A 25219-nucleotide genomic window follows, 5' to 3' on the forward strand; every position below is an offset into this window, starting at 1 on the left:
GTGGAAGGCGCGGACCTTAGCGCCGGCTTGCGCCAAACAAAAGCGTTCAAAAAACGCCGCGTTTTCAGTCCTTCGGTACGTAAATCTGCTCGATTCCCGGAAACGTACGCGTCCGCACATCGTCGGCGTAGCTGGCGACCGCGGCGGAAATGCGGCCCGCCAGATCGTCGAACTTCTTCACGAAGCGCGGCGTGCGTTCGAACAGGCCGAGCATATCCTCCGCCACCAGCACTTGCCCGTCACATTGTGCGGAGGCACCGATGCCGATCGTCGGGCACGCCACCACGCGCGTGATTTCGATCGCGATCGGCTCGACCACGCCTTCGATCACGATCGCAAAAGCCCCGGCATCGGCAATCGCCACCGCATCGGCGACGATCTTGGCCGCCTCCGCCTTGCTGCGCCCGCGCGCACCGTACCCGCCCAGCGTATTGACCGCCTGGGGGGTGAGGCCGACGTGCCCCATCACCGGGATGCCGCGTTCCGACAGGAATTTGACGGTCGGCGCCATCGCGATTCCGCCTTCCAGCTTCACCGCTGCCGCGCCGGTCTGCTTGAGCAGATAGGCCGCGCTTTCGAACGCTTTTTCCGGGCTCGCCTCATAACTGCCGAACGGCATGTCGATCACCACGACCGAATGATAGCTGCCACGCACGACTGCCGCGCCGTGCGCCGCCATCATCTCGAGCGTCACCGGCACCGTCGACGGCAGGCCGTAGACCACCTGCCCCAGACTGTCGCCGACCAGCAGCATGTCGCAATGCGGGTCGAGCAACTGTGCGGTCCGCACGGTATAGGCCGTGAGCATCACCAGCGGGTCGCCACCCTTCTGCTTGCGGATCGCAGGGACCGTCAGCCGCTTCATCGGAGCGGGGGTCGGATTGGCACGGCTAGTGGCGGTGTCGAGCGTGAAGGTCGTGGACATGGGCGGCGGCATAGCGAGTTCGCATCGGAGCCGCCAGCGCCGAACCACCGCCATGTTTGCACTGATTGACTCAATGTTATGTTTTCCATACATTGTGTTCATCGAGTCGAACATGGGGACGTGAAATGCCGTACCGGGAGAAGATCGCGTGGATTTCCGTCATCACCACGATTGCGATCTGGGGCGGCTTCTTCGGTTTCATGGCGGTGACGCGCGGGCGCTATTCCGGGCTGACCTATGCGCTTGGTTTCGTGGGCGCGGTCGTCCTACAGGCCATTCTGGTAGCCACGGCGGCGATCGTCACCGCGATCCTTGCGCCAAAGGACGCAAGCGCGGGCCGCGACGAGCGCGACCGCACGATCTCGCGCCGCGCCTACGCGGTCGCTTATCCGGTGTTGCTCACGCTGGTGCTGTGCGTCGTGGCCAGTATGCATCTCGGCGTAGGCAAGATCGGTATGGCCTACGGAATCGTGGGCGCGATCATCATCGCGGAGATCGTCCATTACGGCGTGCAGATCGCCGGCTATCGGATGGGTGCCTGAGAATGGCCCAGCCATTGATTACCAACCAGATCCGCACGCTGCGCTTCATGGCAGGCGAGATGACGCAGGCCGAACTCGGTGAGCGGATCGGCGTCACACGCCAGACGATCGCCGCGATAGAAGCGGGCAAGTATTCGCCGACGCTGGAGGCCGCGTTTCGTATCGCGCAAGTGTTCGGCAAACCGCTCGACGATGTGTTCCAGTGGCAGGGCTGACCGCTCAGCCAATCCACCCGCGCTTTTGCGCATGATCGGCGAACCAGATCCGAAATACCGCCACCGCCGCGATGAAAATCGGGAAGGCGGTGGCGGTCCAGGCTCCCTTCACCGCGATCAGATCGGTCGCGACGAAGGCCCAGCCAAACACGACCACGACCGCGACCAGCGATACGACGAATATCGGATGCGCATGGCGTGACCGCACGACTAAGGCCACGCCACCGATCAGCCCCGTCCAAACCGCGACCCCGTACGCCCAGACTTGCCAGAACGGCTGGCTGGCGCGCAGCGCGCGATCATAGGCGCTGAGCCGCGCCACCGCCGCCTCGTCCATCGTTCGATCGGTGTAGAACATGAAGACGCCGACCGCGCCCCACGCCAGGATAAGCGCCGCCACGCCCCAGAACCACCGCGGTGCCCTTGCCCGTCCGGCCATGTCTCAACTCCCCCATCCCCGCGAGGGAAGATGCGCGCTCGCCTGCCTCCTGACAAGCCGGTTGGCGCACTGTCCTCGGTATGACATCATGCGGGGGCGGCTCCGCGGACTGCCAATTCCCATCGCATCGTATCGGACGCACGCTTCGTGCATCCGGGCAAAGGAGGACGATATGGCCTATCTGACGACCACCGACGGCGCAGAAATCTATTTCAAGGATTGGGGCCCAAAGGATGCCCAGCCGATCGTCTTCCATCATGGCTGGCCTTTATCGTCGGACGATTGGGACACGCAGATGCTCTTCTTCCTGGATAAGGGGTATCGTGTGGTCGCACATGACCGGCGCGGTCACGGTCGTTCGTCACAGATCGATACCGGCCACGACATGGACCATTACGCAGCGGATGCCTCCGCCGTTGTCGAACATCTCGACCTGCGGAACGCAGTGCATATCGGCCATTCGACCGGTGGCGGCCAAGTCGCGCGGTATGTCGCGAAATATGGCGAGCCGCAGGGCCGCGTCGCAAAGGCGGTGCTGGTGGCCGCCGTCCCTCCGATCATGCTGGTGGGGGATGCCAATCCGGAAGGCACGCCGATGGAAGTGTTCGACGGGCTGCGCAAGGCACTGGCAGACAATCGCGCCGTTTTCTTCCACGACCTCGCGGCAGGTGCCTTTTACGGCTTTAACCGACCCAGTGAGACGAAGTCTGATGCGATCGTCCAGAATTGGTGGCGCCAGGGAATGATGGGCAGCGCGCTCGCCCATTACCTCGGCATCAAAGCCTTTTCCGAGACCGATCAGACCGAGGATCTCAAGGCGATCTCCGTCCCCACGCTGGTCCTGCAGGGCGACGATGATCAGATCGTGCCGTATAAGGGCGCAGCCCTGCTGCAGGCCAAGTTACTGCAGAATGCGACGCTGAAGATCTACGAAGGCTATCCGCACGGAATGCTGACCACGCACGCCGACGTGATCAACCCCGATCTGCTGGCCTTTATCGAGAGCTGATCGGAGTGGCTTGGCGGCGGGTGGGCCAAGCCCGCTGCAAGGCCCGGCACGCCTGGCATAGGCCGACGGGTTACGACTTCAAAAATGCTCCCACCTCCGCAAGGGTCAGATAATCGGCCGGAACCGCGGTTTCCGTAAAGCTCAGGCGTAACCACCGCGCCGGGCGCGCGCTCGACAGCATTGTCGCATCCTGCGCGCGGGCCGGCACGACCCGTTCTGGTTGCACTTGCAGAAACGGTACGAATTCGCTGATCGCCGAGCGCACCGGCGCCGCGAGGATACGCAGCCGCACCCGCCGCGCGAAGCGTCTGCCACACTCCATCGATCTCGGCATCAATCGCACGGCGCGTCACGCGCGCCGAGCGGCAAATGTTCGTGCAGCCGGATCAGGTCGAAGTGCTGCCCCGGCGGAAAGTCGGGCGTCAGGCTTGAACGCGTCCGCGCAACCCGATCAACGCGATGGCCCCAACCAGCGATCCTAACGCCATCAAAGCGGCGACCTGTGCCACTCCCAACCCGCCCGCGAACAGCAACCCCGCAAGGGCTGGCGCCATGGCAGAGCCTCCCCGGCCGATGCCGATAATGAACCCGGTTGCCGTGCCACGTAACGAGGTCGGAAAGGCCAAAGCGGTCAGAGCATAAAGACCGACCACGCCCGCATTGGTGAAAAAGCCGGCCGCGGCGGCGATCATCGAGAGGTTGTGCAAGCTGTGCTGTCCTTGCCCGAACGCCACAACCAGAACGATCGAACACAGCATCGCGCCGATCGTAAGCTTCAGGAGCCCGATGCGCCCGGTCAAAAGACCGAGAAGCACCGACCCCAACAGCCCGCCAACGCTCGCCCAGACCAGCACGCCAGCAGCTGCAGCCGGCACGAAGCCCATATCCACCACGATCTTCGGGATCCATTTCAGGATGAAATAAAAGGTCATGATGTGCGCCAGATACGCGATTGTCAGTAACGCCGTCACCCGCAGGCGCTCCGGCGCAAACAAGGCAAACACGGATTCGCTGCGGTGTTCGAGGGCCTCGGGCGGCAGTGTCGAGATCGGCGGATGTCGCATCTTGCGGAGGGTGTCGTTGATCCGCTTCAACGCGTCCGGCGGGCGCTTGTGCAGCAGGAAGGTGATCGACTCAGGCGCACCGAAGAATACGATCGGGACAAAGCAAAGGGTGGCCAGCGCACCGAAATGAAAGATCGCCGGCCAGTCGAACGTGCGCAGCAAAACCGCCGAGATCGATCCGCCGACAATCGTCCCGACTGGATATCCTGCCGCCATTAGCACCACGCACAGCTTGCGCCGCGCCGCGCTCGATACTTCGCTGACGGCGGCATTGGTCGCCGCGAGCATCCCGCCAATGCCAAGGCCGGTCAGCAGCCGCCATGCCGATAGGATAACGACCCCGCTCGCAAAGGAAGCGCCGAGCATCCCCACCGCCATCACACTCAAACATGCAAGAATCGTCGACCGCCGTCCGATCCGGTCGGCCGCACGCCCCAGAAGCAATGATCCGGCCGCCATCCCGATCAATTCCATCGACAGCACCAGCCCCAGTGCTGCACGATCGATGCCCCACGCCTTCGCGATGCCCGGTGACGCGAAACTGATCGAAAGGACGTCGAACCCGTCAAGGGCATTCAAGCCGATCATGATTGCCACGACGCGCACCTGAAACGCCGACATTGGCGCTTGGTCGATCAGCTCTTGCGGGTCATCACTCATGCGAACCTGTCTATCCGATACCGGCTTTGCGCGCCTAGTCGGATCGGCGCGTTCGCCGCGCCATACCCGGCATACGCTCCGCGTCGCTCTATGATCTCGAAAAAGAAGCGCTTGTCAAAAGCGCGGGTGTAGAGCTGCCAATATTCGTTACCGGCCTCGTCGCGGTCGTACAGGATGTTGTGGGCGGCCATCTGCGCGACCAACTCCGCGTCGAGCGCAAAGCGCGCAACCACATCGTCATAGTAATTGCCGGGAATCGCCAACAGTTCGACGCCGTTTTCGGCCAGCCTCCGCGCAGTCGCGAAGATATCGCTGGTGGTGAAGGCGATATGCTGGAACCCCGCCCCGAAAACATTGCCGATGAAGCGCGACGACAATGTGCCGCGGCCGCCCGACGCATTCATCGTCACCCGGAACGCCCCGTCCGATCCCTCGATCGCGCGGCTCTGCACCAGCCCGGCAGGATCGGGAATGTCGAGCTCGACCTGTTTCGCCACGTCGAACAGTGCGGTCCAATAAAGCTGCCACGACAGGAACTCATCGATATCGACCGATGCCGCGACATGATCGACCCGCATCAGCCCAGCGTCCTGGCTGTCACCAGGGATCGTGCGGAATTCGTCAGACCAGATGCGTTCGGTCCCGGCATCGCGCAACAGATAGATCAGGCTGCCGCCGACGCCGCGCAGCGCTGGCATCCCGCTCCCGTCACGCTGGGTCGCCTCGTCATAGCGCGCGATGTTGAGTGCGCGCGCGCGGCGCAATGTCGCATCGGGATTGGGCACGGTCAGGCCGAGCGCGCAGATCGCAGCACCGTGCATCACGCCATAGGAATGCGCGAAGCCGCGTGGCTCGCGATTGACCACCAGATTGATCCCGCCTTGCTGCCACCGGTCGACCTGCAGCGTGCGATGCTGCCCGACCTTGGCGAAACCGAGGCCCGCCAGCATTGGCTCAAGCCGTGCGGCTTCGTCATCGGATGCCGCAAATTCGATGAACTCGATCCCGCTGATCGGCGCGGCCGCCGGCAAGGCGGAGCGCTGGCCGATCAGCCGCGTCGCCTGATCGTGCACCGCGACCAGCGAGCGCAAGCCATCCTGCGCGACCAGCGCGGTCGATCCGGCCCGGAACCGGTCGTTGAAGATTTCGAGCGAGAGCGGGCCGTCATACCCCAGCTTGAGCAGTTCGGCGACGAACCCCGCGACATCGAGATCGCCCTGCCCCGGCATACACCGGAAGTGACGGCTCCAGAACAGCAAGTCCATCGACAGCAAGGGCGCATCGGCGAGCTGCACGAAGACGATCTTGCCCGGGTCGATTTCGGCCAAGCTGGCATTGGGGATGTTGCGCGAGAGCGAATGGAAACTGTCGAGCAATATCCCGATCGCAGGATGATCGACCGCCTTGACGATGTCCCACACCTGGCGATGGTCATACACATGCCGCCCCCAGGCCAGCGCTTCATACCCCACCAGCACGCCACGCGCCGCGGCGCGTTCGCCCAGCGCGCGGAAATCGTCGATGATGCGGGCACGGTCACCATCCGAATGGGGCGAACAGTTCGAACAGACCAGGATGCGGTCGGTACCAAGCTCTGCCATCACGTCGAACTTGCGCTCGGCACGGTCGAGCGCGCGCTGCCGCAACGCCCCCGGCATCCCTTCAAAGTCGCGGAACGGCTGATACAGCGCGCATGTCAGGCCGAGATCGTCGAGCTGCCGCGCAATCTCCCGCGGTGACGCCGCGCAGGACAGCAAATCGGTCTCGAAAATCTCGACCGAATCGTATCCCGCCGCCGCAATGGCGGTGAGTTTCTGTTCAAGCGTTCCGCTGACAGAGACGGTGGCGATGGAGCTGCGCAACGGATGTTCCAATCGTTCGGAGGATCAGGCGAGGCGGAAGACGTGGACGAGCACGGCGGGTGCTCCGCCCGAAATGCCCTGCAGACTGCCCACGAAGATCGACTGGTTGAGCCAGTCGTGCGGCCCGCTCGGCGCTTCGAACTCGGGCACGGTACGTAGATAGCGCGCCTTGGCACCCGCGACGCGCGTGTTGGTCAGGCCGCGATTGCGAACGTGGATTTGCGTGCGGTCATCGGTCTCGATCATGTAATCGGCCTCGATCACGGTGTAATCGTCGGCGCGCTGCAACTGCCAGTCGGCTCCGCCGGGGATGACGCGCCCGCGGATGCGCGGCCCCTCGAACGTGCCGCCGATGATCGGGATACGGCGGCGGATGCCGTAGGGCGTCCGCCCGATCTCGCGTGTGGGCTCGAGCAGGACGTGAGCGGAAAAGGCGAACTCGACGCGCGGCGTTGCCTCGTCGGGCGGACCGGCGACGGTCGACGAAGAGGCACCTAATGCCGAGGCAGGCAAGGCGAACGGCACTACCGTAGATGCGACCGCCCCGAAGAACGCGCGCCGTGTCGTCTGGCTTTTCATCGGTCCGTCTCCCAACCGGCTATATCCCCGGCCCGTGCCGCCGCTTGACGATCACGAACCGTTTCGTACACAATGTGCCCGTCGGGATCGAAGTCGGCAAGAGGCTCGTTGCGACCCGACGAGGAGGATGGATGAAGGCGATCGCACGGGTGCTGCTGGCATCGGCTTTGGCAGCGTGCGGCGTTGCAGCCCCAGCGCAGGATTCGTCATCAGTTGCGGCCATGCAACCGATCCCCGGCGATCCGATCGAGACCACCGCAGGCAAGGTAGCCGGCACGGCGGTCGATTCCCAGGTCCGCGCCTATCTCGGCATCCCCTACGCCGCGCCGCCGGTCGGTGATCTGCGTTGGGCGGCACCGCGCCCGGTCGGCTGGAGCGGAATCCGCAACGCCGATCGCACAGGACCCGAATGCGTGCAGGTGCTGCGCCCGCACGGCATCAACCATTATTTCGGCGAAGAGGCGGTATCCGAAGACTGTCTGACGCTGAACATCTGGGCGCCCGCCGCTTCATCGGCGCAAAAGCGGCCGGTGATCGTGTTCCTCTATGGCGGCGGCTTCACGATCGGGTCGGCCGGAATGCCTAATTATGGCGGCACGGAAATCGCGCGGCGCGGCGCGGTGTTCGTCAATTTCAATTACCGGCTCGGTGCCTTCGGGTTCCTGGCGCATCCCGATCTCAGCCGCGAACAAGGCGGGCATTCGGGCAATTATGCGCTGATGGACCAGATTGCGGCGCTGCGCTGGATCAAGGCCAATATCGCGGCGTTCGGCGGTGACCCCGACAAGGTGATCATCATCGGGCAGTCCGCCGGTGCGCTGTCGGTCGCCGCCCTGCTCTTCTCGCCACAGGCCGCAGGGCTGTTCCGCGGCGCGGCGATGACGAGCTGGTGCAACTATCACGACACCATGCCGACGCTGGCCGAGGGCGAAGCGATCGGCGTCGCGGTGCAGCAGCGCCTGAAGGCGACGTCGCTGGCGGCCCTGCGCGCACTGCCCGCCGACCGCATCCTCGCGATTCAGAGCGAGAGTCAGCTCGGCGCGAATGTCGCCGGGGTCCGCATCGGCGGCCCGATCGTCGACGGCTTCGTACTGCCTGCGCAAAAGGCGGATCTGTTGGCGGCCGGGCGCATCAACCGCGTGCCGATCATCGCCGGTTCGAACACCGATGACATCGACATCCTGATGAGCCCGTTCGGACGCGTGACAACGCTCGCGGACTATCGTGCAGCGGCGCAGGCTGCTTTCGGCCCTGACGCCCCCGCGTTTCTGCAACGCTTCCCCGCGACGAGCGATGCCGAGGCCAATGCGGCGGCGCGTCGGGTCGCGCATCTCGGCGGGTTCGTGCTGGCCGGTCAGCAATGCGCACGCGATCAGGCGACGCTCGGGCAGGCGGCCTATCTCGACAGCTTCACGCGCAAACATCCCTACACGCCGGGGGTGCGGTTCAGCGATCACGATCCGGCGACGGTCGGTGCCTATCACACTGGCGACATCCCATACTGGTTGGGGACGCTGGACGTTTACAACCGCCTGCGCCGCACGCGCGACTGGACGGCGTATGACCGGACCCTCGCCACCACGATGATGGACCACCTCATCGCCTTTGCCCGCGACGGGCGACCCGGTGCGGACTGGCCGGCCTGGTCCACCAGCAACCGGCGGGAAATGGTTTTCGGCGATACGATCGCGGTGCGCCCGCTCGATGTCGCGGCGCTCGCCTGGCTGCAGGCGCATCCGGTGACGCGCACGCCGCTCCCCACCCGCCCCGGCGCGCCGCGCGACTGATGCAGCGATATTGAACGGAACGCGCCAAAGCTTTACGCGAGGTTGCAGATCGTCTGGCAAGGGACCGCGTCATCGCTACGACCAAAGAGCCGCGCGGCACGCGTGCCGCAGATTCGGAAGCGACCAAGGCCAACATTCTGGCGGTCGCGCTCGCCGAATTTGCCGACAAGGGGCTGAGCGGCGCGCGCATCGACGAAATCGCCGAACGGACCAACACCAGCAAGCGCATGATCTATTATCATTTCGCCAGCAAGGAGGGCCTGTATCGCGCGGTGCTGGAGGAGGCCTATACCCGCATCCGCGAGACCGAGAGCGCCCTGCCGATCGAGACGATGGGCGCGGAAGAGGCGCTCAAGACCAATGTCCGGGTGACGTTCGATTATCATCACGATCATCCCGAGTTCGTCCGGCTCGTGATGAACGAGAATATCCACCACGGTGCCTTCATCCGCGATGTCGCCGGGATCAAGCGCCGCAATGAAAGCGTGATCAGCGGACTGGGTGAAATCATCGCCAAAGGCCGCGCGGAAGGCGTTTTTCGCGACGACCTCGATCCGGTCGACCTGCACATGACGATCAGCGCGCTGTGCTTCTACAACGTGTCGAACCGCTATACCTTTTCGGAGATTTTCCGCCGCGACATGGTCTCGCCCGACGCGGTCGAGCGGCGGCGCGAACAAGTGGTGGACGTCGTACTCGCGGCCTGCCGTCCGGCCTGATCGAGCATTAGCGCGCCGGTAGCGAGCGCCACGCCAGCCGGTTCGCCTGATACGATCCCAGCCACAGCGTATCCCCGACGATCGCGGCGGCGGAGACCCCGTTGAAGCCAGGCTCCGGCTCACCTGCAGCCAGAATGGTGACTTTGCCCGCCACCGGATCGACTGCGCCGACGGCATAGCCGCGATGGCACAGCATCTTGTCGGCCGCGCCGCTGACGATCCGCCGCAAGCCCCCGCACGCTGGTTCATCCAGCCGCATCCCCGCCGCGATCAGCCGCCCCGCGCTCCAATGGATGTTATCCGGCATGAAGCCGGGCATGACGATCGTGCGGACGGGCGCTACGGGATGGCGACGGTCATAGACCGACACGGCGTGCCACCCGAAGGCGACGACGTAGAAATGGCGCTGGTCGGGGTCGCTCTCCAGCCCGTTATTGCCGGGCAGGCGCGTGCCCGGAAGCTCGGTGAAGCCGGTCGCACCAGGTGCCCATCGCCACACCGCGCCGGTCCGCTCGCCCCGCACAAAATCCGTGATCGTGGTGCCCGGGCTTGTGAGCACCGTCACCAGCACAGTCCCGTCGGCAAAGGTCGCGACGGCATTGCCGACCTGCCCGGCGGGCATCAGCCGACAGCCACGCCAGCGCAGTTCCGGGCGGCCGGCCGCGAGGTGGACGTCGAACACCTCGATCAATTCCCGCCCGCCATGATTGACGACGTGGAGCGTGTAGCGCCCCGCCGCGACCTTGCGCAGGCTAAGCCCGCGCGCGTTGAACAGCGCCGGATCGACCGGGCCGGGACAATCGGGATAGGTGCGGTGATCGGGATCGACCTGATCCGCGCGTCCGTCATAGGCCGGTGTCGCGACCTTTGCCGCGCCGTCGACCAGCTTCAGCCCGGCCCCCGGCGCAAAGCCGCTTGCGATGATCCAGCGGGTATCGGGGATCGCAACCACGTCTTCGGGATGCTCCGCCCCGCACACGAACGCGAGCGTCTCGCCAGGACCACATGCCGGGTCAGGCGCGCCCAGCGCGAGCAACGCCGCGAGCCACATCACAGCGCGATGCGCCTCACGTCACCGACCAGGAAAATGTACGATGCTGCCCCGATCAGAGCGAGCCCGCCGACAAAGGCCAGTGCATAGAAAAACGATCCGGTCGTCGCGACGATCACGCCGATCACCAGCGGCGTGACGATGCCCGCAAGATTCGCCGCCAGATTGAAGATGCCCCCGGTCAGCCCCAGCATCCCGGCCGGCGCGATGTCCGACACCAGCGTCCACCCCAGCGCTGCCATGCCTTGCGCGAAGAACGCCACCGAAAGGATCGTGATCACCGCCATGTCCAATTCGACGAAATTGGCGGCGATGATGGTCGAGGCGAGCAGCAGTCCCGTGATGATCGGCAGCTTGCGTGCGACATTGGCGGACTTGCCCCGCCGCAGCATCGTATCGGACCACCATCCGCCGAACAGTACGCCGATCGACGCGGCGATGAAGGGTAGCACGGCGTAGAAACCGATCTTCAGGAACGCCATGTGCCGCTCGGTCGCGAGATAGGTCGGGAACCAGGTCAGGAAGAAGACGAGCGTGGAATTGCCCGCGAATTGGCCGATACAAATACCCCACATCCGGCGATATCGCAGCAACTGCCCGGCCTTGCTCCAATCGATCGGCGCACCCTTGGCGCTTCCTCCGGCCAAGCCACCACCCGCCTTGATCAGCGCCAGTTCAGCGGCGTTGACGCGGGCGTGCTCACCCGGCTCGCGATAACGCGCGATCCACACCAACGCGAACGCCAGCCCCACCACGCCGCACACGAGAAACAAGGAGCGCCAGCCGTAATGTGCCAGCAGCCAGAACAGCGCCGGGCTGAGAAAGGCGAGCCCGATATACTCGCCGACGGTGTAGACCCCGGTCGCAAAGGCGCGCTCGGATTGCGGAAACCAGGTCGCGACGACGCGGCTGTTGGCCGGGAAGCATGGCGCCTCGGCAATGCCGAGCGCCAGTCGCAGGCCAAGCAAAGAGGTCAGCCCGCCGACCAGCGCGTGCAGCAAGGTGAACAACGACCAGAAACCGACCGACAGCGCGTAGGTGACGCGCGTGCCAAAGCGATCGAGGAACAGCCCGCCGGGAATTTGCGACGCGGCATAGCTCCATGAAAAGGCCGAAAAGACCACGCCCATCACCGCCGCGTCGATCGCCAGATCCTTGGTCAGCGACGGCGCAGCGATGCCCAAAATCGTCCGGTCGAGATAATTGACCAGCGTTCCCGTCGCGATCAGCCCCAACATGCCAAAGCGTGCGCGGCTCGGTGCCTGGGTCATCGCGGTGTCCATCTGCTGCATTCCCCATCCTCTCCTGCCGGTCACCGCGCTGCTGGCGGCGTCCCGGTCCAGGCCTGCCATAGCGGCAAAAATCAGAACCGCGCCGCCATGCGCGCGCGGTCGGCGTGACGCCCGGTAAACAGATCGAACGCGCGCGCTGCCTGAAACACCGCCATGTCGCCGCCATGCGCCGTGCGGCAGCCCAGCGCCCGCGCGGCGCGCAGCAAAGCGGTTTCCAGCGGGAAATACACGACATCGGCAACCCACAGGCCGGGATGCAGCAGGGCCGCATCGACCGGCATCCCCGGATGCCCGTCCATACCGATCGGCGTTGCGTTGATCAGCCCGTCGGCGCGCGCCAGTTCGGCGGCAAGGTCCCGCGTCGCGACGCGGGCGACATCGCCCGGCAACCGCGCGACCAGATCGGCGGCACGATCGGCCTGCGGATCGACGATGACCAGCGCGCGACACCCGAGCTTAACCATCGCCATTGCGGTCGCCGCCCCGGCCCCGCCCGCACCGACCTGCACCACGCGGTCCAAAGCCACGCCCTTCAACTGCCGTTCGAACCCTTCGGCGAAACCATAGGAATCGGTGTTGTGCCCGGTGCTGCGCCCATCGCGAAACACCACGGTGTTGACCGCGCCGATCGCCTGCGCCTCGTCGCTCAGCGCGTCGAGCAGTGGCATCACGCGTTGCTTGAAGGGATGCGTCACGTTCACCCCGGCATAGCCGCCCGCGCGCACCAGCTCGAGCGTCGCGGCCAGATCGCGGTCGCTGTCCGGGGCCACGCCCAGATCGAGCAACCGATAGTGCAGTGACAGCCCCTGCGCGGCCGCCTCGCGCTCGTGCATCGCGGGTGAGCGCGACCCCTGAATGTCGATACCGATCAGGCCCGTCAGAATCGGCTGCAGAGTCTGGTCCGCCACAGTCCCGTCACCCCGCCCATCGCCCGGCTTTCCGTCATCCGGCTTTCCGTATGCGCGCACCCTACACCCTCCCGACACCGGCTTCTTGGAGCCGATTGACTTGGTACGAACCATTTCGTACATCAAATGTCAACGCGGAGCGGAATAGCGCGATCCGACAAAGAGACAAGCGCCGCAGAGCGTTGGTTTGAGGGGATGACATGGGCAAGCAACTCGCCGCAACAACCTGCGCGATGCTGATCGGGCTTTCCGCCACGGCCGCCGCGCAAAACAACACCGCGCAAAGCAACGGCGCCACCATCGCGGACGCGACCACTATCGGGCCAGCGGTGCAGGCGGTCGGTGCCGACTCGTTCGCCAGTACCAGGGTGGAGTTCGCCGATGGCGTGACTGGCTATCCCGATCTCACCTATCAGACGATCCCCGGCTATCGCCCGCTCAAGCTCGACCTGTTCCTGCCCCCGGCCCGCTTTACTGCGGCGGGGCCGCGCCCGTTGGTCGTCTATGTTCATGGCGGCGGCTGGATGGCGGGCGGCCCACGCCGCAGCGCCGCTTATGTCGATTGGCCGAAGGTGCTCGCGGCGCTGGCGGCCAAGGGCTATGTCGTCGCCAGCGTTTCGTACCGTTTTTCGCGCGAGGCGCCGTTTCCCGCCGCGATTCAAGACGTGAAGGCGGGCATCCGCTGGCTGCGCGCCCACGCGGCGGACTACAATATCGATCCCAAGCGCGCGGCGATCTGGGGACAATCGGCCGGCGGGCATCTTGCGGCGCTGGCGGGGGTCAGTTGCAACGTCGCGGCGCTGGAACCCGGCGCGCGGATCGTGCCCAAGGCCGGCAATGTCGAAACCGTCGCCTCGACTGCGGTGGGCAGCGATCAGGCATCGGATTGCGTGCAGGCGGTGGTCGGCTGGTTCGGCATCTATGATTTTGCCGCGATGGCCAAGCGGACCACGCCGCCGCCCAACACGCCACCGGGGCCCAGCGCCGACGATCTGTTCCTCGGCTGCCCCGCCGGGGATTGCACCGCCGCGCAACGCGCCTTCGCCTCGCCCGTCACCTATGTCGATCGCAGCGATCCGCCGGTGCTGCTGATGCACGGCAGCGACGACCACACCGTGCCGGAAACACAGACCGAGTTGTTCGATGCCGCGCTGCGCGCAAACGGCGTGTCGGTGCGCAAGATCGTCATCCCCGGCGTGGATCATAGCTGGATCGGCAAGACACCTGAGGCAACGCGCGATGCCAGCAAGCTCGCGCTGCGCACCGCCATCGACTTCATCGACGCCCAGATCGGCGACAAGACACACTGAGCCACAACACAAGACTACGCCACGCCAGTCAAACGGGCGGGCATTTTTCAAGAGGGAGGATGGATATGATCACGAACGCACGGGCTCGCCGCGATCTGGCGCATTCGGCTTCGCGCGCCGCGCTTGCAGCCGCCGCATCGGTGTTCGCACTTGGCATCGCCGCATCGCCTGCACTGGCGCAGGCAACTGACCCAGCCCCCACTCAGGCGGGCACTATGGCGACATCGGATCAGGACAAGGGCGCATCGACCCAGAGCACCGACGGTGCCGACATCGTCGTTACCGGGTCGCTGATCCAGCGTCCCAACAACACCTCGGTCAGCCCGATCGTGAGCGTCAGCGCGTCTGCGATCAAGGAAGCCGGCGTCGTATCGCTCCAGGACGCGCTCAACCAGATCCCGAGCTTCACCACCGGCGGCAATGCCGGCACCGGCGGGCAAGGCACGGGCGGGCGCGCATCGATCAACCTGCACGGTCTCGGCACGAACCGTAACCTCGTCCTGCTTGATGGGCGCCGCCTGCCCTCCTCCGACATCAACGGCAATGTCGACATCAACATCCTGCCGGACGCAATCATCGAGGGAATCGACGTCATCACCGGCGGCGCGTCGGCGGTGTACGGTTCGGACGCGATGTCGGGCGTGGTCAATTTCAAGACGGTTCGCAAGCTCGAGGGCGTTCGCATCGATTTGATGAACACGATCAGCGATCGCGGCGATGCCTATCGCTTCAACGGGTCGCTGGCGTTCGGCTCGAGCTTCGCCGACGATCGCGGTCATGCGCTCGCCGCGTTCAGCTACGCCAAGCAGAACCCGGTCAACGGCAGCAGCCGCTCCTTCTTCACCGACAAGACACCGTCCTCGTTCATCGGCACCGGCACCTTCGTCCCCAGCGCGACCAACGCCCCGAACGCGGCCGTCGTACAGGCGGTCTTCAGCCAGTATGGCAATACCGCGGCCGTCAACCCGCTGCTCAACCTTGGCTTCAACAATGACGGCTCGCTGTTCGTACAGACCGGCGCACGCAATTACCGTGGGCCGACCGACACCTCCGGCTATCTTCTGGTGGGTAACAACGTGCGGATGCCCGTCGGCCAGCAAATCGATTTTTACAATGGCTTGGATCGCAAAACTGCGTTCGTGAAGGCGGATTATGAAATCACGCCGGGCATCACCGCCTACGGCCAGTTCATGTATGTCGACCTGACGGTGAAGACGGCCAGCGGCGGCAGCCTCACGCAGTTCGGCGTGCCGGTCACCGTGCCCGTCACCAACCCCTTTATCCCGAACGACCTGCGCACGATCCTTGCGTCGCGACCGAATCCGACCGCCAGCTTTACGTTCAACGGCCGCTATGTCGGCGTCCCGTATAAAAACTTCAGTGAGCAATATACGGTGCAGCAATATCTGGCCGGCTTGCGCGGCGGCATTGCGACCGGATGGACGTTCGACGTTTTCGCTTCCTACGATCAATCGGTCCATAATCAGGAAACCGGCAACGCCGTAGTGAAGAGCCGCGTGCAAACCCTGCTGAATGCAGCCGATGGCGGCGCTTCGTTGTGCGCCGGCGGCTTCAATCCCTTCGGCGACGCTAATGCACGTGGCCTGTCCGCCGCCTGCGCGACCTACATTACCAAGACCGCCTTCTCGCGCGAGAAGGTCTCGCAAACGCAAGTCCAGGCGCAGATCAACGGCAAGCTGTTCGACCTGGGAGCTGGCCCGGCCCAGATTGCGCTAGTCGCCGATTACCGCCGCAACACCTACAGCTATGTTCCCGACAGCGATCTGGCGGCGCAGAACCTTGAATCGATCATCGCCTCGGCCCCCGCCAGCGGGGCGATCAGCGTGAAGGAAGCCGCCGCACAGATCGACATTCCGCTGATCGCAGACAAGCCGTTTTTCCGCGAACTCGGCGTCGGCGGCGCGGTGCGCGTGTCCGATTATTCGACCAGCGGCACCGTAACCAGCTTCGAAGGCGATGCCCGGTGGCGGCCGATCGATGCGCTGCTGTTCCGCGGCAGCTATCAGCGGGCCGTGCGCGCGCCCAATATCGGTGAATTGTTCGCGCCCGCCTCCGGTGCGCAATTGGTGATCGGCACGCCGCCGGGATCGCTCGGCGATCCGTGCGACGTCCGCTCGACCGCGCGCACCGGCGCGAACGGCACGCAAGTCAGCACCCTGTGCGTCGCGCAAGGGGTGCCCGCCGCCGCTATCGGCAGCTACACCTTCCCGACGACTGCGACCGGCCAGACGATCACCGGCAACCGCGCCCTGACGCCGGAAAAGGCCAACACCTTCAATTTCGGCCTAGTGCTCAATTCGCCGATCAAGACCGGCCTGTTCCGCGATTTCTCGCTCTCGGTCGATTATTACAACATCAACATCAAGAACGTGATCTCCTCGGTCCCAGGCCTGACGGTGTTGTCGAAGTGCTTCAACCTCGACGGCACCAACCCGACATATTCCAACGCCAACGCCTACTGCCAGTTGATCCAGCGCGATGCGACGGGCCAGATCGTTACGGTTGCGACCCCCTATCTGAACCTGGGTGGGCTGAAGACCGACGGGGTGGAGATCCAGGCGCATGTCGGCTTGCCGGTGCGCATCGCCGGGGCATCCGGCAAGGTCTATGCCGATACCGCGATCGGGTGGACGCGCGGGTACAAGGTCCAATTGCTGCCTAACACCGCGTTCGTCGATTATACCGGAGTCAGCAATGGCGGCGCCGGTACGGGATCGGTCCCTCCGCGCGCGACGCCGCGCTGGAAGAGCCTGACTACCCTTGGCTATCGCTCTGACAGCTTCGGGGCCGGACTGCGCTGGCGCTATCAGGGGCCGATGAAGGACATCAGCGCGGTGCTGACGCCTGCCACCGCACAGGTCGGCGTGGCTGCTTATTCCCTGTTCGACCTGTTCGCATCGGCCCGCGTCGGCAAGGGGTTCGAACTACGCGCCGGGGTCAACAACCTGTTGGACAAGGGGCTGCCGTTTATCGCGAGTTCGCAGAACGGAACCGACGTGGCGTTGTACGATCCGATCGGACGGTCATTCTATATGGGCGTGAAGGTTGGATTCTGATCGCCTGCTCGCACGTCCGACCCGAGGCGCTGAACGGCTCGGGCGGCGGCGAGAGGAGCCATTTTCGCGGTACGGCAGCCTACCTGGGCTGCGCGCGGATAACGGCGGGGTCGCAAACACGGTAGATGGGGCCGGTCCGGGAAACTGAAGGGTGACCCAAACCGGCTCACGCTCCGCCAGCGGAGCTCAAAAGCTCCGAATCATTCCCACTCGATCGTGCCGGGCGGCTTGCTGGTGTAGTCGTAGGTCACTCGGTTGATGCCCTTGACCTCATTTACGATCCGCGTCGCAACGCGCGGCAGGAAATCGCCGGGGAATTGGAACGCCTCGGCCGTCATGCCGTCCGTCGAGGTCACCGCGCGCAGGGCGAGCACATTGTCGTACGTCCGACCGTCGCCCATCACGCCGACGCTGCGGACCGGCAGTAGCACTGCGAACGCCTGCCAGATCGTATCGTAAAGGCCCGCGGCGCGGATTTCCTCGAGATAGATCGCATCCGCCTTGCGCAGGATGTCGCAACGCTCCTTGGTAACCTCGCCCGGAATACGGATCGCCAGGCCCGGGCCGGGGAACGGATGCCGCCCGACGAACGCTTCGCTCAGGCCGAGTTCGCGGCCCAGCGCACGGACTTCGTCCTTGAACAACTCGCGCAGCGGCTCGACCAATTGCATGTTCATGCGCTCGGGCAGGCCGCCGACATTATGATGGCTCTTGATCGTCACCGACGGCCCGCCGGTGAAGCTGACGCTCTCGATCACGTCGGGATACAGCGTCCCCTGCGCCAGGAAATCGGCCCCGCCGATCTTCTTGGCCTCCGCCTCGAAGATATCGATGAAGGTCTTGCCGATGAACTTGCGCTTCGCCTCGGGGTCGGTGACCCCGGCCAGCCCGTCCATGAACAGGTCCTGCGCATCCACATGCACCAACGGAATGTTGTAATGCCCGCGGAACAGGCTGACGACCTGCTCGGCCTCTCCTGCCCGCAGGATCCCGCCATCGACGAACACGCAGGTGAGCTGATCGCCGATCGCCTCATGGATCAGCACCGCCGCCACCGCAGAATCGACCCCGCCGGACAGGCCGCAAATCACCCTGCCCTTGCCCACCTGCTTGCGGATTTCCGCTATCTTGGCAGCGCGGAATTCCGCCATCGTCCAATCGCCGGTCAGGCCGCAGACATGCCGCGCGAAATTGGCGACCAGTTTCGCGCCGTCGGGCGTGTGCGCGACTTCCATGTGGAATTGCGTCGCATAATATTTGCGCTCGTCATCTGCCACGACCGCAATCGGCGATCCCGGGCTGACCGCGACCGGGCGGAAACCAGGGGCGAGCGCCGTTACCTTGTCTCCATGACTCATCCACACCTGGTGGCTCTCGCCGGTCCGCCACACGCCGTCGAACAGCGCGCATGTGTCGGTCACTTCGACGACGGCATGACCGAATTCGCCGCTTTCGCCCAACGTCACCGATCCGCCGAGCTGGTGCATCAACACCTGCTGACCGTAGCAGATACCAAGGATCGGCACGCCGCTATCCAGGATCACCTGCGGAATGCGCGGGGACCCTTCGTCGAGCACCGAGGCGGGGCTGCCCGACAGGATCACACCCTTCGGCGCCATGCGGGCGAAGGCGGCATCGGCGGTGGTGAACGGCGCAATCTCGCTATACACCCCGCTTTCACGGACGCGGCGCGCGATCAATTGGGTTACCTGGCTGCCGAAATCGACGATCAGGATGGAGTCGGTCGGTTGGGTCATGGCGCCAGATAGCAGATGCGCTGCCGCAGGAAAGAGTTTTGGGGGCGAAATGAACGACGGGGACCATCTTAATGCTGTTGCGCGCGCGGGCTTCGAGCCGATGGTGGCGGCCGCAGGGCGCGACGGGCGCAAGCTGGCCGCTCTGGCCGGGCTTGCAGCAAAGATCGGCTTGCGCAATCGCGTCTATCCACTGGCGCTACAGGCGCGCGAACACGCTCCCGACGATGTCGAGGTGGCCGCCCGTACGCAGCAATTGATCGGCAGCACCGTCCCGCGCTGGCATTTCACCATGCTGCGCGATGCCGCGCGCAACGCCACCTTCGATGCGGCGATCCGCCGTGCCGTGACGCCGGGCACGCACGTTCTGGATATTGGCGCGGGCAGCGGGCTGCTGTCGATGATGGCGGCGCGCGCGGGTGCCGGCCGCGTCGTGGCGTGCGAGGAGAACCCCGCGATCGCCGATACTGCGACGCGCATCGTCGCCGCCAACGGTTATGCTAATCGGATCCGGGTCGTGACCGGAAATTCCACCAAACTCGATGTCGAAGCCGATCTGGAGGGACGCGCCGACGTGATCGTCTCCGAAATCGTGTCGAACAATCTGCTGGCGGAGGGCGTGCTGAAGACGCTGGGCGATGCGTCGGCGCGCCTGCTCGCCCCGGGTGGCCAGATGATCCCGGCCGGTGGCGACGTGATGGTGGCGCTGGGAACGTGGTCGGCGATCGAGGAGCGCGATGTCGCGCATGTCGAGGGGTTCGATCTCAGCGGCTTCAACGCGCTGGCACAAGTGCCGCGGACCGTCGCGGTGGCGGACACGACGCTCGTCCTGCACAGCGACGCGCAGCCGCTGCTTTCGTTCGATTTCACCGCCAAGCCTGCGCGTGAGCCACACCGGTCGGCGATCACGCTCACCACCTCGGGCGGGCCGATTGGCGGCGTCATCCAGTGGATCAGACTGCAGCTCGATGCTGAGGGCAGCTATGAGAACCGTCCTGGCCCGAATGCTCAATCGCATTGGGGCGCGCAATATTATCCGTTCGACCAGCCGCTCGACGTAGCGGTCGGCACTGCGGTGCGGATCGCTGGCCTGCATGATGGCCAGCGCCTACTGATCTGGCGCGACGGCGGCGCCTGAAACGACGAAGGAGCCGCACCCTGGGTCGGGTACGGCTCCTTCTTCAAATCCAAACTTCGGTCGGCTTATGCCGCTTCGTCATACTCGCCGTCGGTCATCACCGGGCCCGAATCCTGGCCCTTGGCGCTGACGTCACGATCGACGAACTCGATGATCGCCATCGGCGACGCGTCCGATGCGCGGATGCCCGCCTTGATGATGCGGGTGTAGCCGCCGTTGCGATCGGCATAGCGCGCGGCCAGCACATCGAACAGCTTCACCAGCTGCGCATCGTCGAGCAGCCGGGCGTGCGCCAGGCGACGGTTGGACAGACCACCCTTCTTCGCCAGCGTGATCAGCTTTTCGACGTACGGGCGCAGTTCCTTCGCCTTGGCGACGGTGGTGGTGATCTGCTCGTGCTTGATGAGGGCAGCGGACATGTTGCGGAACAACGCAATGCGGTGTGCCGAGGTACGCTGCAGTTTACGACCGCCTACGCGATGACGCATGATAGTGTCCTTCGTTCGTTATGGGGCCGTGTGAGGTACCCCGTACCGGGCGGTGCGAAACGGGCCACCGCCCAAACCCTGGAATGTCGAAAGTGCCGAAAGTGCCACCCGTAACGGGTTTTACCCCATGATCTCTTGTTCGAGCTTCTTGGCCATTTCTTCAATGTTTTCAGGCGGCCAGCCGGGGATTTCCATACCCAGTCGGAGACCCATGCTCGAAAGCACTTCCTTGATCTCGTTGAGCGACTTGCGGCCGAAGTTCGGCGTACGCAGCATCTCGGCTTCGGTCTTCTGGACCAGATCGCCGATGTAGATGATGTTGTCGTTCTTGAGGCAGTTGGCGCTGCGGACCGACAGTTCGAGCTCGTCGACCTTCTTGAGCAGGTAACGGTTGATCTGCTGCGTGTCGCCCGACACTTCGCCACCGGTCGAAGCCGGTGCCGCATGGCCGATCGGCGCCGAACGCTGCACGCTCGAATCGTCAAAGCCGACGAACAGCGCGAGCTGGTCCTGCAGAATACGACCGGCATAGCCCACGGCTTCCTCCGGAGTAATCGTGCCGTCGGTTTCGATCGTCAGCGTCAGCTTGTCGTAATCGAGTTCCTGCCCGACGCGGGTGTTCTCGACCTTGTAGCTGACCTGCTTAACCGGCGAATACAGCGCGTCGACCGGGATCAGGCCGATCGGCGCATCGGCCGGACGGTTGGCGACGGCAGCGACATAGCCCTTGCCGACGTCGGCGGTGAATTCCATGTTCAGCGTCGCGCCTTCGTCGAGGTGGCACAGCACCAGCGCCGGGTTCATCACTTCGATGTCGCCCGAAACCGCAATGTCGCCGGCCTTGACCGGGCCAGGACCGGTTGCCGAGAGCTGGAGCCGCTTCGGCCCCTCGCCCTGCATCCGCAGCGCGATTTGCTTCACGTTCAGCACGATGTCGGTCACGTCTTCACGCACACCGGCGAGCGACGAGAATTCGTGCAGCACGTTTTCGATCTTGATCGAGGTGACGGCCGCACCCTGGAGCGACGACAGCAACACGCGACGCAGGGCGTTGCCGAGCGTCAGGCCGAACCCACGCTCCAGCGGCTCGGCGACGAAGGTTGCCTTGCGCTTGCCGTCTCCGCCGGGCTTCTTTTCGAGGCCGGACGGCTTCTTCAGTTCCTGCCAGTTCTTTGCATTGACGGACATGGGCTATCCCTTGGTTTTGGGCCGAGATCGGGCAATCCCGGCCATGTTTGGACTCGAAAACCGTGCAGCGCGATCAACCGCGCACGGCCGAGACGAAATCAGACGCGGCGACGCTTCGACGGGCGCACACCGTTGTGCGGGATCGACGTCACGTCACGGATCGACGTGATCTGGAAACCGACTGCCTGCAGTGCGCGCAGCGCCGATTCACGCCCCGAACCCGGGCCCTTCACTTCGACCTCGAGCGTACGGACGCCGTGTTCGGCAGCCTTCTTGCCCGCGTCTTCCGCTGCGACCTGCGCCGCATACGGGGTCGACTTGCGCGAGCCCTTGAAGCCCATTGCGCCGGCCGACGACCACGAGATCGCGTTGCCCTGGGCATCGGTGATCGTGATCATGGTGTTGTTGAAGCTTGCGTTCACATGGGCGACGCCCGAGGTGATATTCTTGCGCTCACGCCGCTTAATGCGTTGCGGTTCACGTGCCATTGTCTTGTCCTAACCTTGCTGCAGGGAGCGAGCCGCGGTCATCCGCGGCTCAAGCTCACTTCTTCTTACCGGCGATCGGCTTTGCCTTGCCCTTGCGAGTGCGCGCATTGGTGTGAGTGCGCTGGCCACGGACGGGGAGGCCCTTGCGATGGCGCAGACCCCGATAGCAGGCGAGATCCATCAAACGCTTGATGTTCATCGCCACGCTGCGGCGAAGATCACCCTCGACGGTGTAGTCGGCGTCGATCGTCTCACGGATGTGAAGCACTTCCTGATCGGTCAGGTCCTGCACACGCGCCGTCATCGGGATGTTCAGCTTGGTGACGATTTCCTTGGCCTTGGCGTTGCCAATACCGTGGATGTAGGTGAGCGCGATAACGACGCGCTTGTTGGTCGGGATGTTGACCCCGGCGATACGTGCCATGAACTTTTTTCTCCTGCTCCACGGGGCTGCATGGCTGCAAACCCCATCTCATCGCGTTGCCTACCGTGTAACACGCACAACACCGGCGAGCGCAAACAGCGCCGCCGGAGACCGGTGTTTCGGAATGAGGCCGCGTTAGGCCGGGATTCGTGCAGTGTCAAGCGAGGTGACCGTGCGGTTACGGCAGAACCGGCACCACAACCGCCGCCACAAGGCCCGGCGCATTGTCGCCAAGCTCCACGCGCCCCCCGTGCAGCCGCGCAACTGCCTCGACCAGCGCCATGCCGAGCCCCGCCCCCGGCAGGCTCCGCGCCGCGTCCAGGCGACCGAAACGACGCAACGCCTGCGCGCGATCGGCTTCGGCGATACCGGGCCCACGATCCTCGACCTGGAAACGCGCCTCCCCGTCGGCAAGGGCGAGTCGAAGTGTAACCTCCCCGCCCCGCCCGGCATGGCGCAGCGCATTGTCGATCAGATTGGCCAGTGCCTGCGTCAACAATTCCCGGTGGAGCACCAGCCGCGGCACGCCACGGTCGATCACCGCCGCGAAGCGCATCCCCGCATCCTCCACCACTGGCGCATACAGCTCGGCGATTTCGTCCATCAGCGCCGCCGGGTCGATCGGGGCCAACCGGTCGCGCGGGACCAATTCGGCGCGGGTGATTTCGATCATAGTAGACAGCATCCGCATCACCAGATCGGTCTCGATCAGTAGCCCGCCCATCGCCGCCTCGCGCTGGGCTGGTTCGGCCTGCAGCACCGCTGCCTCCGCCTTTGCCCGCAACCGTGCGAGCGGGGAGCGCAGATCGTGCGCCAGGCCGTCGGTGACGATCCGCAATTCCGTCATCAGCCGCTCGGTCTTGTCGAGCATCGCGTTGAGCCGCGTCGCCAACCGGTCGAACGCGTCGCCGCCGCTCGCCGCACTCGTCACGCGCCGCGACAGATCGCCACTTGCCACCCCTTCGATGACATCGGCGACGCTGTTGAGCCGCCGCCCAACATAACGCGTCACCACCAACCCGCCGCCGACACCCAGCGCGAGCGACAGCGCCATCGCCGCGAGCAAGGCATGTTCGATCCCGCGCTGTTCCTGTTCCCAGTCGTCCAGCAGCCGCCCGCTCACCAGGCGGTATGAATCGATCCGCCGCACGGAATATCCCGCCTCGCGTTCCGACCAGAGCTGCCAATCGCTCATGCGCCCGATTTCGAACAGCGTGGGCTGGAGCGCCGACACATGCGCGAAATCCGGCCCGCCGCCGGCCACACGCCGTCCGTCGGGCGCGATCACCGCCAGGATTCGCGCGGGGTCGGCCGGGGTACGCCGATCGGCAATGGTCTGGTTGAGGGCAGCCAGCCCACCGGTGTGGTACACCGCGACCAGCGCATCCAATTCCGCAATCGTATCGCGCCGGAGTGCTGCGATCGCATCGTCATGGACGAGCTTCCACACGAACGCCACGAGTACGAGGTTGGAGGTCAAAGCCAGCGCGATCGCCAGCAGCGCAATCCGCGTCGTGAAGGTCAGGCGCCGCGCCACCTCGTCCGGTCAGACTTCGATCGAGAGCCGGTATCCAGCCCCGCGCACGGTATGCAGGATCGGCGCAGCAAAACCTTCCTCGAGCTTGCGACGCAACCGCCCGATATGCACGTCGACGACGTTGGAGCCGGGGTCGAAATGGTAATTCCAGATCTTCTCCAGCATCATCGTGCGCGTCACCACCTGCCCGGCGTGGCGCGCGAGGTATTCCAGCAGGTTGAATTCGCGCGCGCCGAGCTGAATCGGGCGCCCGCCGCGCGCGACGGTGCGGGCGAGCAGATCAATCTCCAGATCGCCGACCGAGAGCCGCGTCGCCTGGCCCTCCGCCGCCGCGCGATCGACGCGGCGAAAGATCGCGTCGATGCGCGCGGTCAACTCGGCAAAGGAAAATGGCTTCACCAGATAATCGTCGGCGCCGGCATTCAATCCGTCGATCCGGTCATCGACCGTGCCGAGCGCGGAGAGGATCAGCGTCGGGGTCTTCACGCCTGCCGCACGAATCGCACCGAGCATCGCCAGGCCATTGAGCCCGGGCAGCATCCGGTCCGCGATGATCAGGTCGAAAATGCCTTCGCTCGCCAGGAACAGCCCATCGCGCCCGTCGCCGCTTGTTTCGACCGAGTAGCCAGCTTCGCCCAGCCCCTTGGCAAGATAGGCGGCGGTCGAGGCGTCGTCTTCGACGATCAGGATCTTGCGGGTCACAGGCGGCATTCCGGGTGGTTTCCCCTCCAAGCCTAAACAAGAATGAGGCCGACGGAAAGCA

General features: G+C 64.8%; 24 protein-coding genes. 8 read left to right on the forward strand and 16 right to left on the reverse strand.

Going from position 1 to position 25219, the window contains the following annotated elements:
- Positions 1 to 64 precede the first annotated feature (64 nt).
- Positions 65 to 925 (reverse strand): 3-methyl-2-oxobutanoate hydroxymethyltransferase, encoded by an 861-nt coding sequence (gene panB / locus AB5I39_RS02400; protein WP_404370668.1) that lies wholly within the window; start codon positions 923 to 925, stop codon positions 65 to 67.
- A gap of 125 nt (positions 926 to 1050) precedes the next feature.
- Here panB and AB5I39_RS02405 point away from each other — a divergent pair, with 125 nt between their 5' ends.
- Together AB5I39_RS02405 and AB5I39_RS02410 are read left to right on the forward strand one after the other, a co-directional pair.
- The gene (locus tag AB5I39_RS02405) at positions 1051 to 1467 is read left to right on the forward strand and encodes a hypothetical protein (RefSeq protein WP_404370671.1); all 417 of its coding nucleotides are present in this window, start codon (positions 1051 to 1053) and stop codon (positions 1465 to 1467) included.
- 2 nt (positions 1468 to 1469) lie between these two features.
- Positions 1470 to 1682 (forward strand): helix-turn-helix transcriptional regulator, encoded by a 213-nt coding sequence (locus tag AB5I39_RS02410; protein WP_404370673.1) that lies wholly within the window; start codon positions 1470 to 1472, stop codon positions 1680 to 1682.
- 4 nt (positions 1683 to 1686) lie between these two features.
- Here the strand turns inward: AB5I39_RS02410 and AB5I39_RS02415 are convergent, their stop codons facing one another.
- Complete coding sequence (locus AB5I39_RS02415; RefSeq protein WP_404370676.1) at positions 1687 to 2121, reverse strand: hypothetical protein; 435 nt, start codon at positions 2119 to 2121, stop codon at positions 1687 to 1689.
- 172 nt (positions 2122 to 2293) lie between these two features.
- On the opposite strand from AB5I39_RS02415, the gene AB5I39_RS02420 reads away from it, so the two are divergent.
- Complete coding sequence (locus AB5I39_RS02420) at positions 2294 to 3130, forward strand: alpha/beta fold hydrolase (RefSeq protein ID WP_404370678.1); 837 nt, start codon at positions 2294 to 2296, stop codon at positions 3128 to 3130.
- Between the two features lie 70 nt (positions 3131 to 3200).
- Here the strand turns inward: AB5I39_RS02420 and AB5I39_RS02425 are convergent, their stop codons facing one another.
- The 4 genes from AB5I39_RS02425 to AB5I39_RS02440 all read right to left on the reverse strand — a co-directional run bounded on the left by AB5I39_RS02425 (position 3201) and on the right by AB5I39_RS02440 (position 7295).
- The gene (locus AB5I39_RS02425) at positions 3201 to 3464 is read right to left on the reverse strand and encodes a hypothetical protein (RefSeq protein WP_404370681.1); all 264 of its coding nucleotides are present in this window, start codon (positions 3462 to 3464) and stop codon (positions 3201 to 3203) included.
- A gap of 88 nt (positions 3465 to 3552) precedes the next feature.
- Positions 3553 to 4854 (reverse strand): MFS transporter, encoded by a 1302-nt coding sequence (locus AB5I39_RS02430; RefSeq protein WP_404370684.1) that lies wholly within the window; start codon positions 4852 to 4854, stop codon positions 3553 to 3555.
- Positions 4851 to 6716 (reverse strand): bifunctional sugar phosphate isomerase/epimerase/4-hydroxyphenylpyruvate dioxygenase family protein, encoded by a 1866-nt coding sequence (locus tag AB5I39_RS02435; protein ID WP_404370687.1) that lies wholly within the window; start codon positions 6714 to 6716, stop codon positions 4851 to 4853. Before AB5I39_RS02435 ends, AB5I39_RS02430 begins: the two co-directional genes overlap by 4 nt.
- A gap of 24 nt (positions 6717 to 6740) precedes the next feature.
- A complete protein-coding gene (locus AB5I39_RS02440) occupies positions 6741 to 7295 on the reverse strand; it encodes a DUF3237 family protein (protein ID WP_404370690.1) in 555 nt (184 codons plus the stop codon).
- Between the two features lie 131 nt (positions 7296 to 7426).
- Here AB5I39_RS02440 and AB5I39_RS02445 point away from each other — a divergent pair, with 131 nt between their 5' ends.
- Both AB5I39_RS02445 and AB5I39_RS02450 read left to right on the forward strand, forming a co-directional pair.
- Positions 7427 to 9082 carry a carboxylesterase/lipase family protein gene (locus tag AB5I39_RS02445; protein WP_404370692.1) on the forward strand — a complete coding sequence of 552 codons (1656 nt, stop codon included), beginning with the start codon at positions 7427 to 7429 and terminating at the stop codon, positions 9080 to 9082.
- A 137-nt stretch (positions 9083 to 9219) separates the two neighbouring features.
- Positions 9220 to 9801 carry a TetR/AcrR family transcriptional regulator gene (locus AB5I39_RS02450; protein WP_404373966.1) on the forward strand — a complete coding sequence of 194 codons (582 nt, stop codon included), beginning with the start codon at positions 9220 to 9222 and terminating at the stop codon, positions 9799 to 9801.
- Between the two features lie 7 nt (positions 9802 to 9808).
- Here AB5I39_RS02450 and AB5I39_RS02455 read toward each other — a convergent pair whose 3' ends face one another.
- The 3 genes from AB5I39_RS02455 to AB5I39_RS02465 all read right to left on the reverse strand — a co-directional run bounded on the left by AB5I39_RS02455 (position 9809) and on the right by AB5I39_RS02465 (position 13112).
- Positions 9809 to 10852: a hypothetical protein gene (locus tag AB5I39_RS02455; protein WP_404373968.1), complete on the reverse strand. Its 1044-nt coding sequence runs from the start codon at positions 10850 to 10852 to the stop codon at positions 9809 to 9811.
- Positions 10852 to 12144, reverse strand: coding sequence for an MFS transporter (locus AB5I39_RS02460; protein ID WP_404370695.1), 1293 nt, complete (start codon positions 12142 to 12144; stop codon positions 10852 to 10854). Before AB5I39_RS02460 ends, AB5I39_RS02455 begins: the two co-directional genes overlap by 1 nt.
- A 71-nt stretch (positions 12145 to 12215) precedes the next feature.
- Positions 12216 to 13112, reverse strand: a complete 897-nt coding sequence (locus tag AB5I39_RS02465) for a shikimate dehydrogenase (protein ID WP_404370698.1) — start codon at positions 13110 to 13112, stop codon at positions 12216 to 12218.
- A gap of 140 nt (positions 13113 to 13252) precedes the next feature.
- Here AB5I39_RS02465 and AB5I39_RS02470 point away from each other — a divergent pair, with 140 nt between their 5' ends.
- Positions 13253 to 14362 carry an alpha/beta fold hydrolase gene (locus AB5I39_RS02470; protein ID WP_404370701.1) on the forward strand — a complete coding sequence of 370 codons (1110 nt, stop codon included), beginning with the start codon at positions 13253 to 13255 and terminating at the stop codon, positions 14360 to 14362.
- Between the two features lie 65 nt (positions 14363 to 14427).
- Positions 14428 to 17439 carry a TonB-dependent receptor domain-containing protein gene (locus AB5I39_RS02475; protein ID WP_404370704.1) on the forward strand — a complete coding sequence of 1004 codons (3012 nt, stop codon included), beginning with the start codon at positions 14428 to 14430 and terminating at the stop codon, positions 17437 to 17439.
- A gap of 200 nt (positions 17440 to 17639) precedes the next feature.
- Here the strand turns inward: AB5I39_RS02475 and guaA are convergent, their stop codons facing one another.
- Complete coding sequence (guaA, locus tag AB5I39_RS02480; RefSeq protein WP_404370707.1) at positions 17640 to 19196, reverse strand: glutamine-hydrolyzing GMP synthase; 1557 nt, start codon at positions 19194 to 19196, stop codon at positions 17640 to 17642.
- A 49-nt stretch (positions 19197 to 19245) separates the two neighbouring features.
- Here guaA and AB5I39_RS02485 point away from each other — a divergent pair, with 49 nt between their 5' ends.
- On the forward strand, positions 19246 to 20331 hold the full coding sequence (locus tag AB5I39_RS02485) for a 50S ribosomal protein L11 methyltransferase (RefSeq protein ID WP_404370710.1): 1086 nt from the start codon (positions 19246 to 19248) through the stop codon (positions 20329 to 20331).
- 65 nt (positions 20332 to 20396) lie between these two features.
- Here AB5I39_RS02485 and rplQ read toward each other — a convergent pair whose 3' ends face one another.
- The 6 genes from rplQ to AB5I39_RS02515 form a co-directional block, all read right to left on the reverse strand.
- Positions 20397 to 20819 carry a 50S ribosomal protein L17 gene (rplQ, locus tag AB5I39_RS02490; protein ID WP_404370713.1) on the reverse strand — a complete coding sequence of 141 codons (423 nt, stop codon included), beginning with the start codon at positions 20817 to 20819 and terminating at the stop codon, positions 20397 to 20399.
- A 120-nt stretch (positions 20820 to 20939) separates the two neighbouring features.
- Complete coding sequence (locus AB5I39_RS02495; protein ID WP_176495437.1) at positions 20940 to 22007, reverse strand: DNA-directed RNA polymerase subunit alpha; 1068 nt, start codon at positions 22005 to 22007, stop codon at positions 20940 to 20942.
- A 98-nt stretch (positions 22008 to 22105) separates the two neighbouring features.
- Entirely contained in the window at positions 22106 to 22495 is a 390-nt protein-coding gene (gene rpsK, locus AB5I39_RS02500) for a 30S ribosomal protein S11 (protein WP_010164557.1), read from the reverse strand.
- 55 nt (positions 22496 to 22550) lie between these two features.
- Positions 22551 to 22919: a 30S ribosomal protein S13 gene (gene rpsM / locus AB5I39_RS02505; RefSeq protein ID WP_404370718.1), complete on the reverse strand. Its 369-nt coding sequence runs from the start codon at positions 22917 to 22919 to the stop codon at positions 22551 to 22553.
- Positions 22920 to 23097: 178 nt separating this feature from the next.
- Positions 23098 to 24456, reverse strand: coding sequence for an ATP-binding protein (locus AB5I39_RS02510; RefSeq protein WP_404370721.1), 1359 nt, complete (start codon positions 24454 to 24456; stop codon positions 23098 to 23100).
- 9 nt (positions 24457 to 24465) lie between these two features.
- Positions 24466 to 25158 (reverse strand): response regulator transcription factor, encoded by a 693-nt coding sequence (locus AB5I39_RS02515; RefSeq protein ID WP_404370724.1) that lies wholly within the window; start codon positions 25156 to 25158, stop codon positions 24466 to 24468.
- Positions 25159 to 25219 lie beyond the last annotated feature (61 nt).

Origin of the sequence: Sphingomonas sp. MMS24-J45, from assembly GCF_044881195.1 — a bacterium.
Lineage (GTDB): Bacteria > Pseudomonadota > Alphaproteobacteria > Sphingomonadales > Sphingomonadaceae > Sphingomonas.